Source organism: Peterkaempfera bronchialis, assembly GCF_003258605.2.
GTDB classification, from domain to species: Bacteria; Actinomycetota; Actinomycetes; order Streptomycetales; family Streptomycetaceae; genus Peterkaempfera; species Peterkaempfera bronchialis.
Genome location: NZ_CP031264.1, coordinates 1,157,963 through 1,178,918, shown reverse-complemented (window position 1 = coordinate 1,178,918; position 20,956 = coordinate 1,157,963). Strand labels below are relative to the sequence as shown.

The following is a 20,956-nucleotide window of genomic DNA, read 5'->3' as shown; positions in this document are numbered from 1 at the left end:
TCCTACTCCACGGGGATGGCGGGGACCGCGCCCTCCCGGTGCACGGTCCCCTCGATCAGGCCGTATGGGCGGTCGGCCGCATGGAAGACCTCGTTCTCGTTCCGCAGGCCGAATGGTTCCAGGTCGACCGGGAAGTGGTGCCGGTTGGGCAGTTGCAGCCGGATCTCCGCCACCCCGGGCTGATGGTCCAGCACCCGGGTGCCCATGGCGTGCAGGGTCTGCTGGAGCGAATGGCTGTAGGTCTCGGCGAACGCCTCCAGCAGCTGGTCGCGCACCTCCGCCCAGCCGGTGTCCCAGCCGGGTTCGGCCTCGCCCTCGGCGCCGGTGAAGGAGTGCCGCCAGCGGGCCGTCACCTCGGTCGCCAGCACCCGGTCGTCGGTCTCCTGGAGGGTGGTGTACCGGTCCTTGAGGTACCCCCGGAACTCCGAGCCGGTGGAGTTCATCACCACCAGCCCCTTCAACCCCGAGACCACCTGGAGGGCCTTACCGTCCCAGTGGACCTCCGCCGTCCGCACCTCGCCGCCGCGCCGCACAAAGGAGTGGTCGGCCTCCTCGGCTCCGGTGGCGCGGGCGGGGGCGCGCGGCGTCCTGATCCGGTCCCAGACGTACTCCTCGATCCGCACCCGGGCCCGGTGGATCGGCGCCACCTCGGCCACGAAGTGCCGGGCCAGCCGGATGCCGTACCCCTCGGCGGAGTCGATGCCGTACTGCTTGGCCAGGGCGTAGCAGGTGTTCTTGACGCTGTCGGTCGGCAGGCAGTGGGCGTTGCTGCCGGACAGGTGCATCGCGTCGAGGTCGCCGGAGAGGGCCACCGAGACACTGACGTCCTTGATCTCGTGGCGGGCGCCGCTCCGGGTGATCCGCACCACCCGGGTCTCCGCCTTGCCGTACTGGTTCTGGCCGAGCACATGGGCCATCGGGCGTCAGCTCCCTCGGTAGACGGAGTATCCGTACGGACTGAGCAGCAGCGGCACGTGGTAGTGGGACTGGTCCGGCGCGACGGTGAAGACCACCGACACCTCGGGGAAGAACGGCCGCCCCGGCAGATAGCCGCCGGTGTCGAAACGCAGCCGCAGCACGTCATCCCCGGTCGCCACCTCAGGGAGGTCCCGGCAGCGGCCGTCGGCATCGGTGGCGGAGACCGCGAGCAGCTGCCAGCCGCCGTCCTCGGTCTGCCGGGACAGCTCCACCCGCACGCCCTCGGCGGGTCGGCCCAGGGCGGTGTCCAGGACATGGGTGGAGATGCCGGTCATGGCGCGGTCCCGTCCAGCAGGCGGGCGAGCCGGACGGCGTTGATGGAGCGCAGCTCGGCCCGGATGAGCTCGGTCTCGGTGGCGGCGTCGTTGCCGTACCGCTCGCGGAGCGCCGCGAGCATCCCGGCGGCGGTCCGGCCGGTGGCGCGGATCAGGAAGACATGGCCGAACTTGGCCTCGTACGCGGCATTGGCCGCCCGTAGCTCCGCCAGCAGCGCGGGGTCGGCGCCCATGACTCCGGTCTGCTCCCGGCGGGCGGTCGCGCCCCCGCCGCCCGGCGCACCGATCCGGGCGTGCCCGGCCATCGCCTCGGCCAGGTCGGCGGCGGTGAGGCGGGCCACCGCCGCATCGCCGGCGGCCAGCAGCGCCGCGCGGTCCGCCCAGGGTCTGGCGGCGGCGACGGCGGTGGCCCAGGCGCGGCTGGCGCAGACCTCGCGGAGCGTCGCGTGCAGTGTGCCGTCGGGGGCGGCGTTCAGCCGATCGAGTGCCGGAGGGCGGTCGGGGGCCGGAGGGCGGTCGGGGGCCGGAGGGCGGTCGGGCACGGGTGACCTCCCGAGGAGTGGTGCCACCCCGAGAAAGCTAGAACCGGCCCCTGCCGCCGTCAACAGAGGTAGACGTCCACGGCGAAGCGGCTGACGCCCGGCCCGCGCGCACTCGGGAAAGGCGGCCGATGCGAACGGCCCGGTCGTGGGCTCCACCAGCGGTCGCACGCCCTCACTCCAACGAGTGAGCGGCCTGCCGCCCCTTGACCTAACACCCCGCCCGCCGACATGTGTCCGGTAGCGAGGCGTCCTGGTGTGGGGCAGCTGCAAAAAGGTCGGTGGGCGAGGCCGTACCGCCCCGCCGCCGTCGAGTCCCGCGCTCCGGATGCGTCTGGCATATGCCTGAGGCTGAGCACCGGGTTCCCGCTGGGCAATCTGCGGTGAGAGCACTGCCGAGGCCCCGGGCGGCGGATACCCTGGTCACTGCTCGGAGCCGGTCCGACACGCTGTGGCGTCCGGACCGGGGATGCCAGGTGCGGTCATGGAGCGGTCATGGAGCGGTCACGGAGCGGGGGGACATCGGGTGGCCCGTGAAGACGTCCGGCTCGCCCGGCGGAGCTCTGTCCGGCAGGCACTGCGCCTGCTGGAGGCGGTGGACCGCCACCGCGGCGGCGCCACCCTCGGGGTGCTCGCCCGCGAACTCGACCTGCCGCTCGCCGCCGTCCACCGCACCGCGACCATGCTGGAGTGTGAGGGCTATCTGCACCGGCCGGACGGCGAGGGCTATGTGCTCGGCGGCGCCCTGGCGCTGCTCGCCGAGCGGGCGCCGCAGCGGTCGGCCCGGGCCCGGCTCGACGCCGGGCTGCGCAGGCTCCGCGACGAGCTGGGCGCCGCCGTCTACTTCGGCCGCTACCACGACGGGGAGGCGCTGGTCGAGGCGTCCGCCACCGGCCCCGCCGCCCCGCCGGTCCAGGAGTGGGTGGACTTCCGGGCCGCCGCCCACGCCACCGCCGCCGGAAAGTGCCTGCTCGCCCAGTTGGACGACCGGGCCCGCCGCGACCACCTCTCCCGGCACCCCGCCGTCCGGCTCACCTCACGCACCGTCACCGACCCCGAGCAGCTGCTGCACCGGCTCGACCGGCAGCCCGCCACCATGCCGGTGCTCGCCCTCCAGGAGTACGCGGTGGGCACCGTCTGCGCCGCCGTCCCGCTCACCGCGGGCGGCACCGCCGGCTGCCTCGCCGTGTCGCTGCCCGTGCACCTGGCCCACCGGCTGCGCGCCGCCGCCGAACTGCTCGCCACCCGCGCTGCCCCGGTGATGCTCGCCATGGCGGTCTAACCAGGTCCGCCCCGGCCCGGCCGCACCCCGCCCAGGTACGACGACGGGGGCGCCCGCGTGTCCACGGACGCCCCCTGCCGTACTCAGCGCAGCCGAAGGCTCTCCGGCGGGCCCAGGTAGCTGGGCTTGAGGCCGCCGGTGTCCACCACCAGCTTCTGGAGCACCACCGTCGGGTCCACCATCCAGAACTTGAGCACATGCACGCCCGCGCGGCCGATGCGGTGCCCGGTGCTGGTGAGGTTGACGTTGTCGGAGGTGTTCCGTGCCCACTGCGGGTTCATGGTGCCGTCGTCGGCGCCGGTGACGGCGGTGACATTCACCCGCTGCGGCTGGTCGTCGTCAAAGGAGACGGCGTACGTCAGCCCGTCCGTCGCCAGCGCGTTGTTGCGCGGCGACAGATAGGCCCAGACCGTGACCGGCCCGGTGGTGAACAGGCTGACCTCGTACTCCAGCCGGGGGCTGCGGCCACCCGGGGTCTGCCGGGCGGCGGTGACCGGGAAGGGCTCCATGCCGTCGCCGGTCCGGCCGATGCCGGGGATGCGCTGCCAGCCGATCCCGCCGTCCCCGACGGCCCGGGAGTAGTGCGCGGCCTCGATGGAGACATAGCCGTTGGCCTCGACAAAGCCCGAGAGCTGCGCCCGGGGCGTCTTCGGGTTGTCGACCACGGCGTGCACCACCACGGTCCGGCCGCCCGGTCCGGTGACGGTGACCGGGACCCGGCTGGTGCCCTTGGGCGCCCGCGCCCAGTCGACCCGCAGGGTGACCCGCACCTGCTGGTCGACGCTGCCCCGGGGGCGGTCGGCGGTCAGCCAGGAGACGGACGGCTGGACGCGGTAGTCGAAGGAGCGTCGACCCCGGTTGAACACCTCGATGTACTGCGCGGGCTGGCTCTGGTACGGGCTGAAGACCGGCAGCACCGCCTCGCCCCGCTCCTCGGGCCACCACCGGTCGGAGCCGTCGATGGCGACGCCCATCTCGGCGGTGGCGGGCAGGGAGATCCGCTTGACGGCCGGGAAGAGCACATCAGGGATGGCGACGTTGTCGATCTCGGGCTGCTGCCAGGGGGCGTTGGGCCCGTACCGGTCGATGTCGCCGTAGTCGATGTGCGGCTGGGTCTGGAACCCCTTCCACTTGCCGCCCGCCACCTTGGTGTTGAACCGGGCGGCCAGCGCCTGGTCCTGCGCGAGCCCCGCCTCTGCGGCGGCGGCCAGGTCATTGGTGGCCGCGCGGCCCTGGGCCGCGTAGTGGAGGTTGGTGAACTCCGCCTCCCGCAGCGCATACAGGTTGGCGGTGGCCTCCACCTCATAGCCGACCAGCTCGTACCAGGCGTCCTGGTCGGCCTTGGGCAGCTTGCGGCCGATCCGGCCGGCCTCGGCCGCCAGCCGCTGCCAGTCCTCGGTGACCCGCTCCAGCTCCCGGTAGTCGGTGAGGCTGAAGGGCGTGGCCTGGTCGTCGTAGACGATCGCGGAGGAGTCCTTGGCCGGGTCCTTGGCCGGGTCGAGGGTGATCTTCCGGTTGAGCAGCTCGGGCTTGCGGCGGGACTGGAGCTGGGCGTAGGTGCTCAGTACCCCGGCGACGGCCGCCGCCTGCTGCTCGCCGAAGTTCTGCCGCGCGTACTGCTGCTCCCACGCCGGGAGCTGGTCCAGGGGCCAGCGGTGCGGGTCCCAGGCGTACTCCAGGAAGAACTGGGTGGGCAGCTCATTGCCCTTGAGGTCACCGACGTTGGTGACCCAGAGGCCGTGGTTGCCGTAGGTGAAGGACTGGTTGAGCTGGTCCCACATATTGGGGAGCGAAGTGGTGTCCACCCACTTGTAGTTGCGGCCGGCCCCGACGTAGTCGAAGTGGTAGTAGAGGCCGTAGCCGCCGCTGCGGGCGTCCTTCTTGAGGTCGGGCACCTTGCGGACGTTGGCCCAGTTGTCGTCGGTGAGCACCACGGTGACGTCGTCGGGGACCCGCAGACCCCGGTCCCAGTAGCGCTGCACCTCCTTGTAGAGGGTCCACACCTGGGGGATGGAGGCGGCGTCCTTGCCGGTGACCTCGGTCAGGATGGTGCGCTGGGTGGCGATGATCTCGCTCATCAGCTCGATGCCGTCGCCGTCCGGCAGGCTGGTGTCGCCGTTGCCGCGCATGCCCAGGGTGACGACGCCCTCGAAGCCCTGGTCGACCATGCGGCGGATGCCGTCGGCCCAGTACGCCTTGAGCGCTTCGGAGTTGCGGCGGAAGGACCACTCGCCGGTGCCGCCGTAGGGGTCGTGGCCGGGGGTGGTGATGGCGCCGCTGCTGTCCCGGACGGCGGCGACGGCGTGCCGGTTCCACTCCTCGATGCCGCGCATCATCGGGGCCTCGTGGGAGGTGCCCATGACAACGCCATATGCCTTGGCGGTGGCGTGGTTCAGCGGGTCGTCCTCGGCGAACGCCCGGCCCCAGACCGCCGGCCAGAGGTAGTTGGCCTTGAGGCGGAGCATCACTTCGAAGATCTTGGCGTAGAAGGCGCTGTTGAAGCCGCCCTCGAAGCCGGGCGCCTTGCCCGGGCCGAAGTACTCGGGGGCCCAGGTGCCCAGGGCCGGGTTCTCGTCATTGATGAAGAAGCCGCGGTACTTCACGGCGGGCGTGCCCTGGGTGTGGCGGCCGGCCAGCACATAGAGCTCGTCCCGGTGGCGCGGGCGGACGTCGTCCCACCAGTACCAGGGGGAGACGCCGATGCCCCGGGAGACGTCATAGGCGCCGAAGATGGTGCCGCGCTGGTCGCTGCCCGCGATCACCAGCGCCCGGTCGACGCCCGGCAGCGGCTTCTCCACCACCGTCTGGAGCGAGGTCTCCCACTTGCCCGCGATACCGGAGACGTCGAGCTTGCGCTCGGCCACCAGACGGTCGATCAGCGGGCTGCGGCCGAGGGTGCCGACGATGGCGATCTCGCGCTGCCGGGGCAGTGCGTCGCGCGACACGGCGGGGCGGATGCCGGTGACCCGCTCGATGTCGGCCTGGAGGTCGCCGACCACCCGTATGACGCCCTGGTGGTCGCCGGAGCTGACCACCAGGGGTACCGCCCGGCCCGCCCGGACGAGGGGGAAGGAGCCCGATCTCGGGGTGAAGGAGATATAGGACCCGGAGTCGGTCGCCCGGCTCTGGCCGACGCCGGACGGGGCCGCCCATGCCTCGCCGGAGAGCCCGAGCGCCGAGCCCAGGGGAGTGGCCAGGGCGGTGAGCCCGAGCCCGAGCCCCAGCGCCGACCTGCGGCTCACCTGTTGTGGAAGATGCCTGTTCATGCGGCTCCCTAGGAATTTGCCAACTGCCCTGACAAATCTTGGCGAGAGTGTGCCGGGGTGGCAATGGGGTGTCAGGAACGAAAGGTTTCGGAGGTGCGGGAACGCGGGTCGGCTCAGTCGCCCGTGCCCGACGGGGCGGTGACCTGCCCCGCCGCCGGAGCCGGGGAGTCGCCGTCGGAGCCCGGCGAGACGGCCGCGACGATGGCGTCCGCCGCCGGGTTGGGCTCGGGGCGCAGCAGCCCGGCGCCGATGTACACCACCAGTGAGGTGATCAGCGGGGTGGCGATCACGGCGGTCTGGTCGGTGCTGCCGATCACAAACCTCACCAGGACGTAGCCCAGCAGGCCGAGCGCCCAGGAGGCCAGCGCGGCCACGGCGCCGCACCGGCGGAAGGCGGGCAGCAGGCCCAGCAGCATCGGGATGGAGATGGGCCCCATCACGGCCGCGACCAGGCCGACGATGATGCCCAGGACGCCGCCGAAGTGGTCGGCCTCGATGGCGACCAGCATGCTGACGGTGATGAAGACGACCGTGCACACCCGGGCGGTGAGCAGTCCCGCCTGGGTGGTCATGGGACGGCTCGTCAGGGATCGGAACCGGCGGGTGAGTACCGGGATGATGTCGCGGGTGACCACCGCCGAGATGGCGTTGGCGTCGGACGAGGCCATCGCCATGGTGTGGGAGAACATCCCGGCGAGGGTGAGGCCGACCAGCCCGGCGGGCAGGTAGTCCTTGGCCATCAGGGCGTACACCTGCTGCGGCTGGGCCACATGCGGCATCAGGACCGGTGCGGCGACGGGCGGGAGGAGCAGCACGGCGGGCCAGATCACATAGAGCAGCGCGGAGAGGCCGGCCGAGCGGCGGGCGGCGGCGGGGGAGTCGGTGGCCATATAGCGCTGGGCCAGGTTCCACATGCCGCCGTTGTACTCGAAGATCTTGACCACCACATAGGCGCTGAGGAAGCCGGCGGTGTACGGCCCGACCAGCGGGTGGCCGTGCCCCTCGGGCAGCCGGTGCCAGAGGGTGCCCAGGCCCGAGACGCCGCCGAGCCGGTCCAGCACCACCCAGATCATCGCCAGCGCCGCGACGCCCTGGATGATGAACTGCCCGAAGTCGGTGAGCGCGTCGGCCCAGAGCCCGCCCACGGTGCAGTACAGCAGGGTGACCACGCCGGTGAGCAGGATGCCGACGTTCATCGACAGACCGGTGAAGACCTGGAGCAGCACCGCGACCGAGGCCCACTTGGCGGCCACGTCGAAGACCTTCAGCAGGGCTCCGCTCCAGGCCAGCGCCTGCTGGGTGGGGACGTTGTACCGCTTGGCCAGGTACTCCAGCGGGGAGGCCACGGCATAGCGCTGCCGCAGCCGGTTCCAGCGGGGGGCGAAGAGCCAGGCGCCCAGCCCGGTGCCCAGGGCGAGGGGCAGGAACGCCCAGACGTAGACGGTGATGCCGTAGCTGTAGGCGACCGCCGCATAGGCGACGAAGACGGCGGCGCTGTATCCGGACATGTGGTGGGAGACGCCGGAGAGCCACCAGGGCATCCGTCCGCCGCCGGTGAAGTAGTCGCTCACGTCGCTGATGCGCCGGTGCGACCAGAGGCCGATCAGCAGCATCACCACGAAGTAGCCGCCAAGGGCGGACCAGTCGAGCCAGGCCATGGGAACTCCTCGTTGCCGAGGTCCGGCTGCCCGCGATCCGCGGAAGCGGAGAAGGGGAAAAGGGGGATGGGAGGGTGATCGCCGCCGTTCTCTGTTCACATATGGAGATGTGGTTCTTGTGTATGGGCGATCGCCAGGCGGCAGGCTAGCCGTCGCCGGTACGGAGGGTCAACGGGTGTGTCACCAGCGGGGGAGCTTCTTCTCGTAGCCGGGGTCGATCCGCCGCATGTAGCCGGTGTCGTCCCGGTTGCGCAGCCCGCAGTCGAGGTACTGCCGGTGCAGCCGGGCCAGCGCCTCGCGGTCGAGCTCCACGCCCAGCCCCGGGCCGCGCGGCACCCGCACCGCGCCGCCGGTGAAGGAGAGCGCGCCGGGCTGGACGACGTCCTCGGTCTTCCACGGCCAGTGGGTGTCGCAGGCGTAGCCCAGCTGCGGGGTGGCGGCGGCCAGCTGGACCATCGCGGCCAGGCTGATGCCCAGATGGGAGTTGGAGTGCATGGAGAGCCCCAGGCCGAAGGTCTCGCAGATGCCGGCCAGCAGCTTGGAGCGGTGCAGCCCGCCCCAGTAGTGGTGGTCGGAGAGCACCACCCGCACCGACCCCTGGGCGACGGCCGGGGCGAGGTGCTCAAAGGCGACCACGCACATATTGGTGGCCAGCGGCATGGACGCCTCGCGGGCCACCCGGGCCATGCCGTCCAGGCCGGGGGTCGGGTCCTCCAGGTACTCCAGCACGCCGTCCAGCTCGCGGGCCACCCACAGCGAAGTCTCCACCGTCCAGGCCGTGTTGGGGTCCAGCCGCAGCGGCATCTCGGGGAAGGCCTCGCGGAGCGCCAGCACCGCCTTGACCTCCTCCTCGGGGGGCCGCACCCCGCCCTTGAGCTTGATCGCCGTGAAGCCGTAGCTGTCGACCATCCGCTGGGCCTGGGCGACGATCCCCTCCGGGTCCAGCGCCTCGCCCCAGCCGTCCGGCTGCGCGCCGGGGTGCCCGGCCCACTTGTAGAAGAGGTAGGCGCTGAACGATACGGAGTCCCGCACCGCGCCGCCGAGCAGATCGCAGACCGGGCGGCCGGCGGCCTTGCCCTGGATGTCCAGGCAGGCCACCTCGAACGGGGAGAAGACCCGGTCCACGGTGCTGCTGGTGGTGATCATCCCGGTGAGCCCGTGCCCGTCGCTGCCGGTGTCGCCGTCCAGTACCTGGGCGACCCGCCGGTGCATGGCGCCCAGCGCATGCACCTCCATCCCGATGAGCGCGTCGGCGGCGGCGCGCAGCCGCCGCAGATGCCCCTCGTCGGCATAGGTCTCGCCGAGGCCGTACAGCCCCTGGCCGGTGGTGACCTCGACGACGGCCCGCAGGGCGTACGGCTCATGGACCCCGACCGCGCACAGCAGCGCCGGGTCGCGGAAGGCCACGGGGGTGATCTCGACACCGGTGATCCGGGGGGAGTCCGTCATCGTCAGCTCGCCTCTCCAGTCTGAGCAGTCCACATATATGAACATGCGTCATGAGTGCAAAACTGCCGTGACTGTAGAGGCGCCCCATTCAGCGGGTCAAGGCCGCCTGAGAGCCCGCCGACCCCGGAAGATCGCGGTGGATCGGCCCTTCGCCGCAGGTCAGCGGCAGGCAGGAACCGCCGCTCCGATGCGCCACGATCTCGGCGGCCACCGCCACCGCCGTCTCCTCCGGCGTACGGGCCCCCAGGTCCAGCCCGATCGGGGAGCGCAGCCGTCCCAGCTCCGCCTCGCCGAGCCCGGCCTCGCGCAGCCGGGCCGCCCGGTCCCGGTGGGTGCGGCGCGACCCCATGGCGCCGACGTACGCCAGCGGCAGCCGCAGCGCCGCCTCCAGCAGCGGGATGTCGAACTTCGGATCATGGGTCAGCACGCAGACCACCGTGCGGCCGTCCACCGCCCCGGCCGCCGCCTCGCGCGCCAGATAGCGGTGCGGCCAGTCGACGACCACCTCGTCCGCCTCCGGGAAGCGGCGGCCGGTGGCGAAGACGGCACGGGCGTCGCAGACCGTCACCCGGTAGCCCAGGAACACCCCGATCCGCGCCACCGCCGCCGCGAAGTCGACCGCGCCGAAGACCAGCATCCGGGGCGGCGGCGCAAAGGACTCCACCAGCAGCGTGACCCCGTCCGCCGCCTCCGCCCCGCACGGCCTGCCCTTGCGGTCCAGCACCAGGCGCCCGGTCCGCCCGACCGCCAGCAGCGCCCGGGCCTCGGCGGCGGCCGCCCGCTCCAGCCGTCCGCCGCCCCGCCCTCCATCGCCCAGCCGGCCGCGGTGGCCGTCTGCGGTCACCGCGAGGGCGGTGGCCGGCAGCGGATCGGGGCCCGCCACCACCCGTACCAGCGCCACCGGCTCGCCCGCAGCGGCGGCGGCCAGCGCGGCGGCCAGCCCCGCCTCCACCTCGGCGTCCGCCCCGGAGTCCGCTTCGCCGCCCGCCTCGTCGCCCGCCCTCGGCCGCACCGCCTGCACCAGCACATCGAGGGCGCCGCCGCAGGTCAGTCCCACCGCGAAGGCGTCCTCGTCGGTGTACCCGAAGTGCTCCACCACCGGCTGCCCGGTCTCCAGCACCTGCCGGCAGCGCTCATACACCGCCCCCTCCACGCAGCCGCCCGAGACACTGCCGACCGCCGTACCGGCCGCGTCCACGGCCAGCGCGGCGCCGGCGTCGCGGGGCGCGCTGCCCGTGACCGCGACCACGGTGGCCACGGCGAAGGAGCGCCCCGACGCGTACCAGCCGTGCAGCTCCCCGGCGATGTCCCGCATCTCGGAGGCTCCTTCCTCCAGGGGTCACCCCCCACCCATGAGCATGTCAGCCCGGCTGCGGCCGTTGCACGGTGAGATGCTCCGGCCGCACCGGCACCCGGTTCAGCGGTAGGCCGGTGGCGGCGCGGATCGCGGAGACGATCGCCGGGGTGGAGGAGAGCGTCGGCGCCTCGCCCGCACCGCGCAGCCCATACGGGGCGTGCGGGTCGGCCAGCTCCAGCAGCTGCACCGGCTGCGGCGGGGTGTCCAGGATGGTGGGGATCAGATAGTCGGTGAAGGACGGATTGCGGACCCTCCCCCCGTCCACCGCGATCTCCTCCATCACCGCCAGACCCAGCCCCTGCACCGAGCCGCCGTGGATCTGGCCGAGCACCGCCGACGGGTTCATCGCCCGCCCCACGTCCTGGGCGGCGGCCAGCTCCACCACCTTGACCAGGCCCAGCTCCACATCCACGTCCACCACCGCCCGGTGCGCGCAGAAGGAGTACTGGACATGGCCGAGCCCCTGGCCGGTCTCCGGGTCGAAGGGCCGGGTCGGACGGTGCCGGTGGACGCGGGTCCGCTCCACGGCGTCCTCGCCCAGCAGGTCCGCCACCGTGGCCAGCACCCCGTCGGCGGCCGACACCACCTTGCCGCCGGAGAGCGCCAGATCCCCCTGGTGCCAGCCATGGCGGGCCCGGCCGCGCGCCAGCACCTCCGCCCGCACCGCCTCGCAGGCCAGCTTCACCGCGCCCCCGGTCATATAGGTCTGCCGGGAGGCCGAGGTGGACCCGGCCGAGCCCACCCGGGTGTCCGCGGGCTGGATGGTCACCCGCTCCACCCCCAGCTCGGTCCGGGCGATCTGCCCATGCACCGTGACGCCGCCCTGGCCGACCTCCGCCGCCGCCGTGTGCACCGTGGCCACCGGCTCGCCGCCGATCACCTCCAGTCGCACCCGGGCCGTCGAGTAGTCGTCGAACCCCTCGGAGAAGCCCACGTTCTTGATCCCCACCGCATAGCCGACCCCGCGCACCACCCCCTCGCCATGGGTGGTGTTGGAGAGCGCGCCCGGCAGCTCCCGCAGATCGCTCCCGGCGGCCGGCGGCAGCGGCAGCGCCTGCACCCGCCGCAGCAGCTCCGCCACCGGGGCGGGGGAGTCGATCCGCTGCCCGGTGGGCAGCGCATCGCCCTCGGAGACCGCATTGCGCTGCCGCAGCTCCACCGGGTCCATGCCCAGCGCGGCGGCCAGCCGGTCCAGCTGGCTCTCGTACGCGAAGCACGCCTGCACCGCGCCGAAGCCGCGCATCGCCCCGCACGGCGGGTTGTTGGTGTAGAGCGCCAGCGCCTCCATCCGGACGTGCGGCACCACATAGGGGCCGACCCCCAGCGAGGCCGCATTGCCGACCACCGCCGGGGAGGAGGACGCATAGGCGCCGCCGTCCAGCACGATCCGGGCGTCCACATAGACCAGCCGGCCGTCCCGGGTGGCGCCGTGCTCATAGCGCAGCCGCGCCGGATGCCGGTGCACATGCCCGAAGAACGACTCCTCCCTGCTGTACACCACCTTCACCGGGCGGCCGGTGCGCAGCGCCAGCAGGCAGGCGTGGATCTGCATCGACAGGTCCTCGCGCCCGCCGAACGCACCGCCCACCCCGGCCAGCACCATCCGCACCTTCTCCTCCGGCAGGCCCAGCACCGGCGCCATCTGCTGCCGGTCCACATGCAGCCACTGGGTGGCGACATAGAGGTCCACCCCGCCGTCCTCGGCGGGCACCGCCAGCCCCGACTCCGGGCCGAGGAACGCCTGGTCCTGCATGCCGACCTGGTACTCGCCGCGCACCACCACCTCGGCCAGCGCCCGTACCGCGTCGGTGACACCGCCGCCGGACACCACCCGCTGCCGGTGCAGCACATTGCCCGACGCCTTCCCCCGGTACTCCCCGGGGGCGTGCACATACCCGTAGCGCTCCGGGTCGAGCGCCTGCTCCTCGGTGCAGATCGGCTCCAGCACCTCGTACTCCACCGCGATGGCGGCGACCGCCCGGCGGGCCGTCTCCGGATGGTCGGCGGCCACGATCGCCACCGGCTCGCCGTGGTAGCGCACCTGGTCGACCGCCAGCACCGGCTGGTCCCGGATCTCCAGTCCGTAGTGGAGCGCGCCCGGGATGTCCTCATGGGTGAGCACCGCGTGCACCCCGGGCAGCGCCAGGGCGCCCGAGACGTCCACCGCCCTGATCCGGGCGCGGGCGTGCGGTGCGCGCAGCGTCGCGCCCCAGAGCATGTCCTCCGCCCAGAGGTCGGAGGAGTAGGCGAACTCGCCCCGCACCTTCAGCACGCCGTCCGGGCGGACCGCGTCGGTGCCCACGCCGTGCGGATGGTCGGTGGTGATCTGCCGCAGGTTCTTCTCGGCGCGCAGCCCGGTACCGGTGCCCATCAGCCCGCCGCCCCGCTCTGCTCGGCCCGCCCGCCCCGCCCGCCCCGCCCGCCCCGCTCGGCCACCCCGCCCCGCTCAGCCTGCCCGCTCTGCTCGGCCTGCCCGCCCCGCTCGCCCCGCTCGGCCCGGCGGAGGGCGGCCAGCCGCACCGCCTCCATGATCTTCTGGTATCCGGTGCAGCGGCAGAGGTTGCCCGACAGCGCCTCGCGGATGTCGGCGTCGCCCGGCGCCGGGTCGCGCTCCAGCAGGGCGTGGGTCTGCACCAGCAGCCCCGGCGTGCAGAAACCGCACTGCACCGCGCCCGCGTCCAGGAACGCCTGCTGCACCGGGTCCAGCCCGTCCGGCCCGGCCAGCCCCTCCACCGTGCGCACCTCCCGGCCCTGCACCTGACCGGCCGCCACCAGGCAGGAGCAGACCGGCTCCCCGTCCAGGTAGACCGTGCAGGAACCGCACTCGCCCTGCTCGCAGGCGTTCTTGGAGCCCGGCAGCCCCAGCCGCTCCCGCAGCACATACAGCAGGCTCTCGCCCTCCCAGACGTCATCGGCCTCCACCCGGCGGCCGTTGGCCATGAAGGTGACCCTCATACGGCGCTCCCCTCCCGCTGCCCGGCATACGCGGACCAGCACCAGCCGAGGGTGCGGCGGGCCATCACCGCCAGTGCGTGCCGCCGGTAGTCGGCGCTGCCCCGTACGTCGTCGATGGGCGACGCCGCCGCCGCGACCAGCTCGCCGAACCGCGCCACCACCGCTCCGTCCAGCCCGCCGCCGCTCTCCCACAGGCCGCGCCCGGCCAGCTCCCCGGCCAGGTACTCCTCGGCCTCGGGGGCGCGGCGCGGGGTGGGCGCGGCGGAGCCCAGGCCGGTGCCGACGGTGCCGTCCCTCGGGTGCAGCGCCAGCGCGAACGCGCAGACCGCGATCACCATCGCATTGCGGGTACCGATCTTGGAGAACTGCTGCGGGCCGTCCGCGACCGGAATCCGCACCGCCCGGACCAGCTCGTCCGGCTCCAGCGCATTGCGCTTCACCCCCAGGTAGAAGGCGTCGATCGGGATCAGCCGGGTGCCGCGCACCGACGCCGCCTCCACCCGCACCCCCCGGCCCGCCGCCAGCAGCGGCGGATGCGCGTCGCCCGCCGGGGAGGCCGCACCCAGGTTGCCGCCGACGCTGCCCCGGTTGCGGATCTGCGGCGACCCCACGGTGCGGGCCGCCAGCGCCAGCCCGGGCAGCGGCCCGGACAGCTCCGCCACGATCCGGGCGTACGGCACCGAGGCGCCCAGCCGCACCACCGCACCGTCCGACTCCCAGCGGGACAGCTCCGCGACCCGGTTGAGATCCAGCAGCGCGGGCGGGCGCCGCCGGTCGAAGTTCAGCTCGACCATCACATCCGTACCGCCGGCGATCGGCACGGCGGCCGGGTGCTCCGCCTTCAGCGCAAGCGCCTCGTCCCAGGTGGCGGGCCGCAGGAACTCCATCCGGGTCTCCCTATGCACATCGGCATGCCCCTGCCTGCCAGTACACACGCAATCGGGCGCTCACGGGCAGTCACCGATGGCATGAACCCCGGAGGGCCGCGCCGCCCGACCTGCTGTAGCTTTCTCCAAAACGGACCGCCGCCCGGCCTGGACCGGCCCGGACCCGGCTGTCGGAGGAGGCAGCGGATGCGCGTCGCCGCCCTGCTGGCCCCCGGAGCCCCCCGGCTGCGGCTGCTCGCCGCCGAGGAGGAGCTGGACCGGCAGGTCACCGGGGTGATGACCACCGACCTGCACGACCCCGGCCGCTACCTCCACGGGGGTGAACTGGTCCTCACCGGCATGCTCTGGCGCGCGGCCCCGGAGGACTCCGAACGGTTCGTCCGGGTGATCGCCGCCGCCGGGGCCGTCGCCCTCGCCGCAGGCGAGGCCGAGGTCGGCCCGGTCCCGCAGGACCTGGTCGCGGCCTGCCGCCGCCACCGGATGCCGCTCTTCGCCGTCCCCGAGGACACCGCCTTCGCGGCGGTCGCCGAGTACGTCGGCCGGCAGGTCTCCGCCGACCGCGCCGCCGACCTCGCCGCCCTGGTGGAACGCCACCGGCTGCTGGTCTCCGCCACCGGCGGCAGCGGCCTGGACGCCGTACTGGACCTGCTCGGCGGCGACCTCGACCTGGACTGCTGGGTCCTCACCCCCACCGGCCGGGTGGTCGCCGGACCCGCCGACCGGCTGCCGCCCGCCGACCGCGAACGGCTGGTGCGCACCCACCTCACCGCCGGCCGCCGCCGCAGCGCCCCGCCGCACCACGCCCGGCTGCACGGCCGCCCGTACTCCCTGCTGCCCGCCCCCGCCGACCCGGCCGCCGAGACCCCGCTCGCCGACTGGCTGCTGGCCGTCGCCGGCGACGTCACCGAGTGGACCGGCAAGCGCCGCCAACTCGCCGACAGCCTCGCCCGGCTGGTCGCCGCCGAACGCACCCGCCGCGACCAGGGCCGCGCCCTGCGCCGCCGACTGGCCGGCGAACTCGCCGCCCTGCTGCGCCGGGACGCCGGATCGGCGGAGGTCGCCCGCGCCCTGTACGCCGCCGAGGCGATGTCCGGCCCCGGACCGCAGCGCCCGCCCGCCGCCTGGCTGGTACTCGCCGCCGAGAGCACCGGCCTGCCCGACGGCGCGCTGCGGGCCGCCCTGGAGGAGGCGCTGACCGGCCTCGCGGACCAGGCCCTGGTCGCCGGGGCCGGTCCGGCGGCCGTGGCGGTGCTGCCCGCACCGCAGGACGGCGACCCCGCCGGGACGCTGCGGGCACTGCTGGGCCCGCTGGAGGCCGGGCTGGGCGCGCAGGGCCGGATCACCGTCGGCGTCTCCGCCCCCGCCGCGCAGCCGGACGCCCTGCGCGGCGCCTGGGAGGAGGCCCGCCACGCCCGCCGGATCGCCGCCGCCCGGACCGGCCGGATCTGCGTCGCCGGCCCCGAGGAGCTGGCCTCCCATGTACTGCTGCTGGCCGCCGTCCCCGACGAGGTCCGCCGGGCCTTCCGCAGCAGGCTGCTGGACCCGGTGGTCCGCTACGACCTGGCACACCAGGCGGACCTGGTCCGCACCCTGGAGGCATTCCTGCACGCCGACGGCTCCTGGACGCGCTGCGCCGCCGCCCTGCACGTCCACGTCAACACCCTGCGCTACCGGATCGGCCGGATCGAGGAGCTGACCGGCCGCGACCTCTCCCGCCTGGCCGACCGGGTCGACTTCTACCTGGCCCTGGAACTCTCCTGAGGCGACGGCACCCGACGTGCTGGGAGCGGGTACGCACAACGACCTGGGCCTGACCGAACCGTTGGAGACGGAGCCACGCTGCTTCCACACCCGGCCGTTCCTTGTCATGGACGGCAACCGCTTCACCGGTGCCCTGACGGCCACGATCAACGACCCCCGGCTGCGGGGGCTTCCGCCCGTCGGGGCGATCGACCAGTTTGTCGACAGCACCGACGTGACCCGGTTCTCCGACCGGCGCAGGCGCTACATCACCGGCCCGGGCCTCGGTACACCGCAGCTTGAGCAGTAGACCGGCGACGGCCCGCAGAACGCCGTCACCGAGCGCGCGAGGCGGTCCGGCGCGGCCAGGGGAAGAGCCGGGGCCTGCGCTTGGCGGCCACGTCCTCGACCCAGCCGACCAGCACGATGCAGATCGCCAGCAGCGGCCAGACCAGCAGGAAGGGCAGCCAGTCGCTGTCCAGCAGCCAGGCGAAGTGCTGCTCCAGCACCGGCACCTGCCACAGCGGGTCGAGCAGCGGGATCGCCGCCATCAGGGCCACGTTGTGCCAGAGGTAGACGGTCATGGCGCGGGCGTTGAGCAGGCTGATCACCCCGTTCCAGCGTTGCAGCCGGGGCGGCCAGCTGGTCCATGAGGGGCTCAGGTGGAGCAGCAGCAGGACGAAGCCGAACGACCAGATCGCCTGGGCGATCGGGATCTCGTCCAGGTTGTAGCCGCTCTCAGAGTCCTGGTGCCCCAGCGCCCACCACAGCCCGGCCAGCAGGATGAAGGGTGCGATGGACGGCACCACATAGCGCGGAATCCGGGTCAGCAGCCCGTCGTGGTGGGCGAACCCCAGCAGCCAGCAGGAGCCGAAGATGGCGAAGTCCAGCAGCGCGTCCCCGGCTCGGCCCGGGACGTCCACCACCCCGGTGCCCAGCAGCAGGACCAGGCCCAGCGGGGCCAGCAGCGTCGGCCACGGCAGCCGGCGGAACGCCTTCAGCAGCAGCGGCGAGAGCAGTACGAACCACAGGTAGGCGCGCAGGTACCAGAGCGGCACCGCGACCTGGTCGGCCCAGCTGCTCTCCAGTACGCCCTTGATCCCGGGCAGCTCCGGCGAGTACGGCGGGTCGCTCAGCGGCACCACCCAGAAGGCGGCCTTCGCCCACCAGCGGCCGACGTCCGGGCTGCCGCCCGGCCCCCAGCCCTGGGCGACCATGCCGGCGACCACCAGGGCGCCGAAGACCCAGAGCGGCGGCAGCAGCCGCCGCAGCCGGCTGCGGATCACCTTGAGCGCGGGCCGCTCCAGCGAGCGCGCCATCAGCGACCCGGCGAGGGCGAACATCACGCCCATCGACGGGAAGGCCACCGTCAGCCAGGCCCAGCCGAACTCGTGGTACGCCACCACACGGACCAGTGCCAGCGCGCGCAGCAGGTCCAGGTAGCGGTCGCGCCCGGAGGGCCTGGCGGCTCCGGACGCGGACGCGACCGCCGCAGCCGGGGCGGGAGCCGTTGCCGGCATGGTCATGGGGGATGCCTTTCGGGGCGGAAGCGACAGGGCGGCGTCAGGCCGCGACGACGGGGGCGGCCTCGACCTCGCCGGTGCGGCGCAGCTTCTGCCAGCGCAGCCGGCCGCCGGTCAGCGCGGTGATCCAGGACTGGAGCAGCACCAGGTACATCAGCTGCCGGTAGACGATCTGCTGCATCGGCAGGCTGATCAGATGCCAGGGCTTCTCCCGGTCCAGCCGGAAGGCGTACCCGGCGCAGACCGCCTGCACGGCCAGCACGGCCAGCCAGGCCAGCAGCGTCTTGCCCAGGTCGACAAAGAGCAGCCCGTACACCAGGAAGACGTCGATCAGCGGAGCCAGCAGCGGCGCGACCACCATGAAGACCGCCACCAGGGGCAGCCCGATCCGGCCGAACCGGCCCGCCCGGCCGCGCTCCAGCAGCGCGTGCCGGTGCTTCCACATCGCCTGCATGGTGCCGTAGCTCCAGCGGTACCGCTGCGACCAGAGCTGGTCCATGGACTGCGGCGCCTCGGTCCAGGCGCGGGCGCGCTCCGCGTACACCACCCGCCAGCCGGCCCGGTGCAGGGCCATGGTGACATCGGTGTCCTCGGCGAGGGTGTCGTCGCTCATGCCGCCCGCCTCGACCAGCGCCGAGCGGCGGAAGGCGCCGACCGCGCCGGGGATGGTGGGCATGCAGCCGAGGACGTCGTACATCCGCCGGTCGAGGTTGAACCCCATCACATATTCGATGTGCTGCCAGGCGCCGATCAGGGTGTCCCGGTTGCCGACCTTGGCGTTGCCGGCGACGGCGCCCACACCGGGGTCGCCGAAGGGCTGCACCAGTTCGCGCACGGTGGACGGCTCGAAGACGGTGTCGCCGTCCATCATCACGACCAGGTCGTGGGAGGCGTGCGCCAGGCCGGTGTTGAGCGCGGCGGCCTTGCCCGCGTTGGCCTGCCGGATGACCCGCACCCAGGGCAGCGCCAGCGCCTCCACGATGTCGGCGGTGTCGTCGCTGGACCCGTCGTCGATCACGATCACCTCGATGGGGTGGTCGCTCTCGGCGAGTGAGCGCACCGTGTTGGCGATGCACTCCTGCTCGTTGTAGGCGGGGACCAGCACGGTGACCGGTTCGGTGACCGGCGGGCCCCAGGAGAAGCCGGCCCGGCGGGTGCGCCGCACATGCAGCGCGGAGAGCAGCAGCATCAGCGCGAACCGGGCCAGCACCAGGCCGCCGACCACCGCCAGCAGCGCCACCAGGATCGGCATCAGGACGACCGAGGCGGACGCGAACCAGATGAACACCTTGCCGGTCCACAGCGGGAACCCGGTGACCTGGGTGTGCGCGCTGGGGGCGCCCAGCGACTCGGTGACCGTGGTGAAGCGGTACTTCTCCGCTTCCAGCAGCGGCATCAGCCGGTCCAGCGCGGCCACGGTCTGCGACCGCTCGCCGCCGGAGTCGTGCATCAGGACGACGGAGCCCTCGCCGGGGTGCTTGGGCAGCGCCGCCTTGACGATGGCGTCGACCCCGGGCCGCTTCCAGTCGTCGGTGTCGGTGTCGATGAAGGCGGTGATGTAGCCGCGCTTGCCCAGTTCCTTGACCACCGGCCATGTCAGGTCGTCCAGCGCGCTGGCCTTGGAGGAGTACGGCGGCCGGAAGAGCGAGCTGTGGATGCCCGCGGCCCCGGCCAGCGCCAGCTGGGTCTGGGCCAGCTCCCAGGAGAGCCGGGTGGTGGAGTGCAGGGCGAGGTCGGGGTGGTTGAAGGTGTGCAGGCCGACCTCGTGGCCCTCGGCGACCATGCGGCGGATCAGCTCCGGGTAGCGGGTGGCCATCGAACCGGTCACGAAGAAGGTCGCGTGCGCATCGTGCTTGGCCAGGATGTCCAGCACCTTGGGGGTCCAGTCCGGGTCCGGGCCGTCGTCGAAGGTGAGCGCCATGGTGTGGTCGGCGGGCCGGTAGCTGCGCTCCTTGCCGTCGCGGGAGTCGACGATGGGGCCGCCGGTGAGCAGGTGGCGCGGGACGGTGGTCTTGTCCACCGACTCGGCGACCCGGCTGTCGTGGAACACCTCGTTGGTCACCAGGCCGCGCAGCATCAGCATGCCCATCAGGGCGGCCAGGACCAGCGAGGGGAGCAGAAAGCGCAGCGGGGGGACGGCCTTGCGGCCCGATCGGGCGGCGGACCGGAGACGCTGGTGGCGGGACATCAGGGTGCTTCCTGCTGGGTGTGGTCGGCGGGCGTCGACGGGTCGGGGTCGCCGGGCACGGGGGAGTGGGGGTCCGTCGCGGAGCCCGGCGCGGTGGTGGCGGGCGGGGGCGGCGGTGCGGCCGTGGCGGCGGTGGTCGCCGGGGCGGTGGCGGTCCGGGCGGGGGTGGCGGTGGTCCCGGTCGGCGGGGATGCCGTCGCCGACGGGTCGGTGGGGTGGTCGGCGCTGGTCCGGGTGGCGGGCGCGGTCTCCCGCTGCGGGCCGGTTCCGCCCGCCGGGGACGGCGCGTTGGACGCGCCGGGCGCGGTGCTGCCGCCGGGGGCCGGGGTCGTGCCGCTGCCGGGGACGGCCGCCGAGGGGCTCTGCGGGGCGGCGGCGGGGCCGCGCTGCGCGGGGTCGGGGATGTCGAGCTCGGGGGCGCCGGAGCCGGCGCTCATCACGGCGGTGGCAAGCACCCCGGCGAACCCCACGCAGACCACGCCGATCAGCCATCCCACCCGGCGGAAGTTGCGGCCTCGGCGGCCGGTGCTGTCCACGAAGACCGGGCCCGGTGCGGCCTCCTCCACGGCGGGGGCGGATGCCTGGGCCGGTATGGAGATCTCCGGCGGTATGGCCTGGGGCGGTATGGAGATCTCGGCCGGTATGGCCTGGGGCGGTACGGAGGCGGCGCGCAGTTCCATGGTGGGCTGTTCGACACCCCCGCCGTCCCAGTCGTCCGGGGCGGGTTTGACGAGTTTGACGTCCGCTCCGTCGGGCAGGGGGTGCTGGGGTATGTCCCCTTGGGCGGAGCGCCGGCGCGGAGCCCACGATGGCGGGGTCGTCACGGAGGGCATAAGCCTTTCGGGGTGCGCGCAGATGG

16 protein-coding genes are annotated in these 20,956 nt (G+C 73.5%); 3 read left to right on the top strand and 13 right to left on the bottom strand.

Annotated elements, in window-relative coordinates:
• Window positions 1-2: 2 nt before the first annotated feature.
• The 3 genes from pucL to uraD are packed head-to-tail and all read right to left on the bottom strand — an operon-like array spanning window position 3 to window position 1,795.
• Window positions 3-917, bottom strand: coding sequence for a factor-independent urate hydroxylase (gene pucL, locus C7M71_RS05125; protein WP_111494773.1), 915 nt, complete (start codon window positions 915-917; stop codon window positions 3-5).
• 6 nt (window positions 918-923) lie between these two features.
• A complete protein-coding gene (uraH, locus tag C7M71_RS05120) occupies window positions 924-1,253 on the bottom strand; it encodes a hydroxyisourate hydrolase (protein WP_111494775.1) in 330 nt (109 codons plus the stop codon).
• Window positions 1,250-1,795 carry a 2-oxo-4-hydroxy-4-carboxy-5-ureidoimidazoline decarboxylase gene (uraD, locus tag C7M71_RS05115; protein WP_114914199.1) on the bottom strand — a complete coding sequence of 182 codons (546 nt, stop codon included), beginning with the start codon at window positions 1,793-1,795 and terminating at the stop codon, window positions 1,250-1,252. The genes uraH and uraD overlap by 4 nt, the downstream gene beginning before the upstream one ends.
• 523 nt (window positions 1,796-2,318) lie before the next feature.
• On the opposite strand from uraD, the gene C7M71_RS05110 reads away from it, so the two are divergent.
• Entirely contained in the window at window positions 2,319-3,074 is a 756-nt protein-coding gene (locus C7M71_RS05110; protein ID WP_229758548.1) for an IclR family transcriptional regulator, read from the top strand.
• Window positions 3,075-3,157: 83 nt separating this feature from the next.
• Here C7M71_RS05110 and C7M71_RS05105 read toward each other — a convergent pair whose 3' ends face one another.
• The 7 genes from C7M71_RS05105 to C7M71_RS05075 form a co-directional block, all read right to left on the bottom strand.
• On the bottom strand, window positions 3,158-6,340 hold the full coding sequence (locus C7M71_RS05105; protein ID WP_111493437.1) for a glycosyl hydrolase 115 family protein: 3,183 nt from the start codon (window positions 6,338-6,340) through the stop codon (window positions 3,158-3,160).
• Window positions 6,341-6,453: 113 nt separating this feature from the next.
• Window positions 6,454-7,998 (bottom strand): sodium:solute symporter family protein, encoded by a 1,545-nt coding sequence (locus C7M71_RS05100; RefSeq protein ID WP_111493439.1) that lies wholly within the window; start codon window positions 7,996-7,998, stop codon window positions 6,454-6,456.
• A gap of 180 nt (window positions 7,999-8,178) precedes the next feature.
• A complete protein-coding gene (locus tag C7M71_RS05095) occupies window positions 8,179-9,447 on the bottom strand; it encodes a glucarate dehydratase family protein (RefSeq protein ID WP_111493441.1) in 1,269 nt (422 codons plus the stop codon).
• An 88-nt stretch (window positions 9,448-9,535) separates the two neighbouring features.
• On the bottom strand, window positions 9,536-10,762 hold the full coding sequence (locus C7M71_RS05090) for an XdhC family protein (protein ID WP_114914198.1): 1,227 nt from the start codon (window positions 10,760-10,762) through the stop codon (window positions 9,536-9,538).
• Window positions 10,763-10,808: 46 nt separating this feature from the next.
• Window positions 10,809-13,175, bottom strand: coding sequence for a xanthine dehydrogenase subunit D (gene pucD, locus C7M71_RS05085; protein WP_111495249.1), 2,367 nt, complete (start codon window positions 13,173-13,175; stop codon window positions 10,809-10,811).
• Window positions 13,175-13,759 (bottom strand): (2Fe-2S)-binding protein, encoded by a 585-nt coding sequence (locus C7M71_RS05080; protein ID WP_114914197.1) that lies wholly within the window; start codon window positions 13,757-13,759, stop codon window positions 13,175-13,177. Before C7M71_RS05080 ends, pucD begins: the two co-directional genes overlap by 1 nt.
• The gene (locus C7M71_RS05075) at window positions 13,756-14,646 is read right to left on the bottom strand and encodes an FAD binding domain-containing protein (protein WP_111495491.1); all 891 of its coding nucleotides are present in this window, start codon (window positions 14,644-14,646) and stop codon (window positions 13,756-13,758) included. Before C7M71_RS05075 ends, C7M71_RS05080 begins: the two co-directional genes overlap by 4 nt.
• 186 nt (window positions 14,647-14,832) lie before the next feature.
• Between C7M71_RS05075 and C7M71_RS05070 the strand changes: the two genes are divergently transcribed.
• Window positions 14,833-16,407: a PucR family transcriptional regulator gene (locus C7M71_RS05070; protein WP_114914196.1), complete on the top strand. Its 1,575-nt coding sequence runs from the start codon at window positions 14,833-14,835 to the stop codon at window positions 16,405-16,407.
• 16 nt (window positions 16,408-16,423) lie between these two features.
• Complete coding sequence (locus tag C7M71_RS05065) at window positions 16,424-16,696, top strand: hypothetical protein (RefSeq protein ID WP_111494916.1); 273 nt, start codon at window positions 16,424-16,426, stop codon at window positions 16,694-16,696.
• A gap of 25 nt (window positions 16,697-16,721) precedes the next feature.
• On the opposite strand, the gene C7M71_RS05060 is transcribed toward C7M71_RS05065, so the two are convergent.
• The 3 genes from C7M71_RS05060 to C7M71_RS05050 are packed head-to-tail and all read right to left on the bottom strand — an operon-like array spanning window position 16,722 to window position 20,921.
• Window positions 16,722-17,912, bottom strand: coding sequence for an acyltransferase family protein (locus C7M71_RS05060; protein ID WP_111494918.1), 1,191 nt, complete (start codon window positions 17,910-17,912; stop codon window positions 16,722-16,724).
• Between the two features lie 37 nt (window positions 17,913-17,949).
• On the bottom strand, window positions 17,950-20,097 hold the full coding sequence (locus C7M71_RS05055) for a bifunctional polysaccharide deacetylase/glycosyltransferase family 2 protein (RefSeq protein ID WP_111494920.1): 2,148 nt from the start codon (window positions 20,095-20,097) through the stop codon (window positions 17,950-17,952).
• Window positions 20,097-20,921, bottom strand: coding sequence for a hypothetical protein (locus C7M71_RS05050; RefSeq protein WP_162824137.1), 825 nt, complete (start codon window positions 20,919-20,921; stop codon window positions 20,097-20,099). The genes C7M71_RS05055 and C7M71_RS05050 overlap by 1 nt, the downstream gene beginning before the upstream one ends.
• Between the last annotated feature and the right edge of the window lie 35 nt (window positions 20,922-20,956).

Bases quoted from the DNA above. Each gene is read 5' to 3' on its own strand.
- pucL (WP_111494773.1), bottom strand. From the start codon at position 917: ATGGCCCATGTGCTCGGCCAGAACCAGTACGGCAAGGCGGAGACCCGG.
- uraH (WP_111494775.1), bottom strand. From the start codon at position 1,253: ATGACCGGCATCTCCACCCATGTCCTGGACACCGCCCTGGGCCGACCC.
- C7M71_RS05105 (WP_111493437.1), bottom strand. From the start codon at position 6,340: ATGAACAGGCATCTTCCACAACAGGTGAGCCGCAGGTCGGCGCTGGGG.
- C7M71_RS05100 (WP_111493439.1), bottom strand. From the start codon at position 7,998: ATGGCCTGGCTCGACTGGTCCGCCCTTGGCGGCTACTTCGTGGTGATG.
- C7M71_RS05095 (WP_111493441.1), bottom strand. From the start codon at position 9,447: ATGACGGACTCCCCCCGGATCACCGGTGTCGAGATCACCCCCGTGGCC.
- C7M71_RS05090 (WP_114914198.1), bottom strand. From the start codon at position 10,762: ATGCGGGACATCGCCGGGGAGCTGCACGGCTGGTACGCGTCGGGGCGC.
- pucD (WP_111495249.1), bottom strand. From the start codon at position 13,175: ATGGGCACCGGTACCGGGCTGCGCGCCGAGAAGAACCTGCGGCAGATC.
- C7M71_RS05080 (WP_114914197.1), bottom strand. From the start codon at position 13,759: ATGAGGGTCACCTTCATGGCCAACGGCCGCCGGGTGGAGGCCGATGAC.
- C7M71_RS05075 (WP_111495491.1), bottom strand. From the start codon at position 14,646: ATGGAGTTCCTGCGGCCCGCCACCTGGGACGAGGCGCTTGCGCTGAAG.
- C7M71_RS05070 (WP_114914196.1), top strand. From the start codon at position 14,833: ATGCGCGTCGCCGCCCTGCTGGCCCCCGGAGCCCCCCGGCTGCGGCTG.
- C7M71_RS05060 (WP_111494918.1), bottom strand. From the start codon at position 17,912: ATGACCATGCCGGCAACGGCTCCCGCCCCGGCTGCGGCGGTCGCGTCC.
- C7M71_RS05055 (WP_111494920.1), bottom strand. From the start codon at position 20,097: ATGTCCCGCCACCAGCGTCTCCGGTCCGCCGCCCGATCGGGCCGCAAG.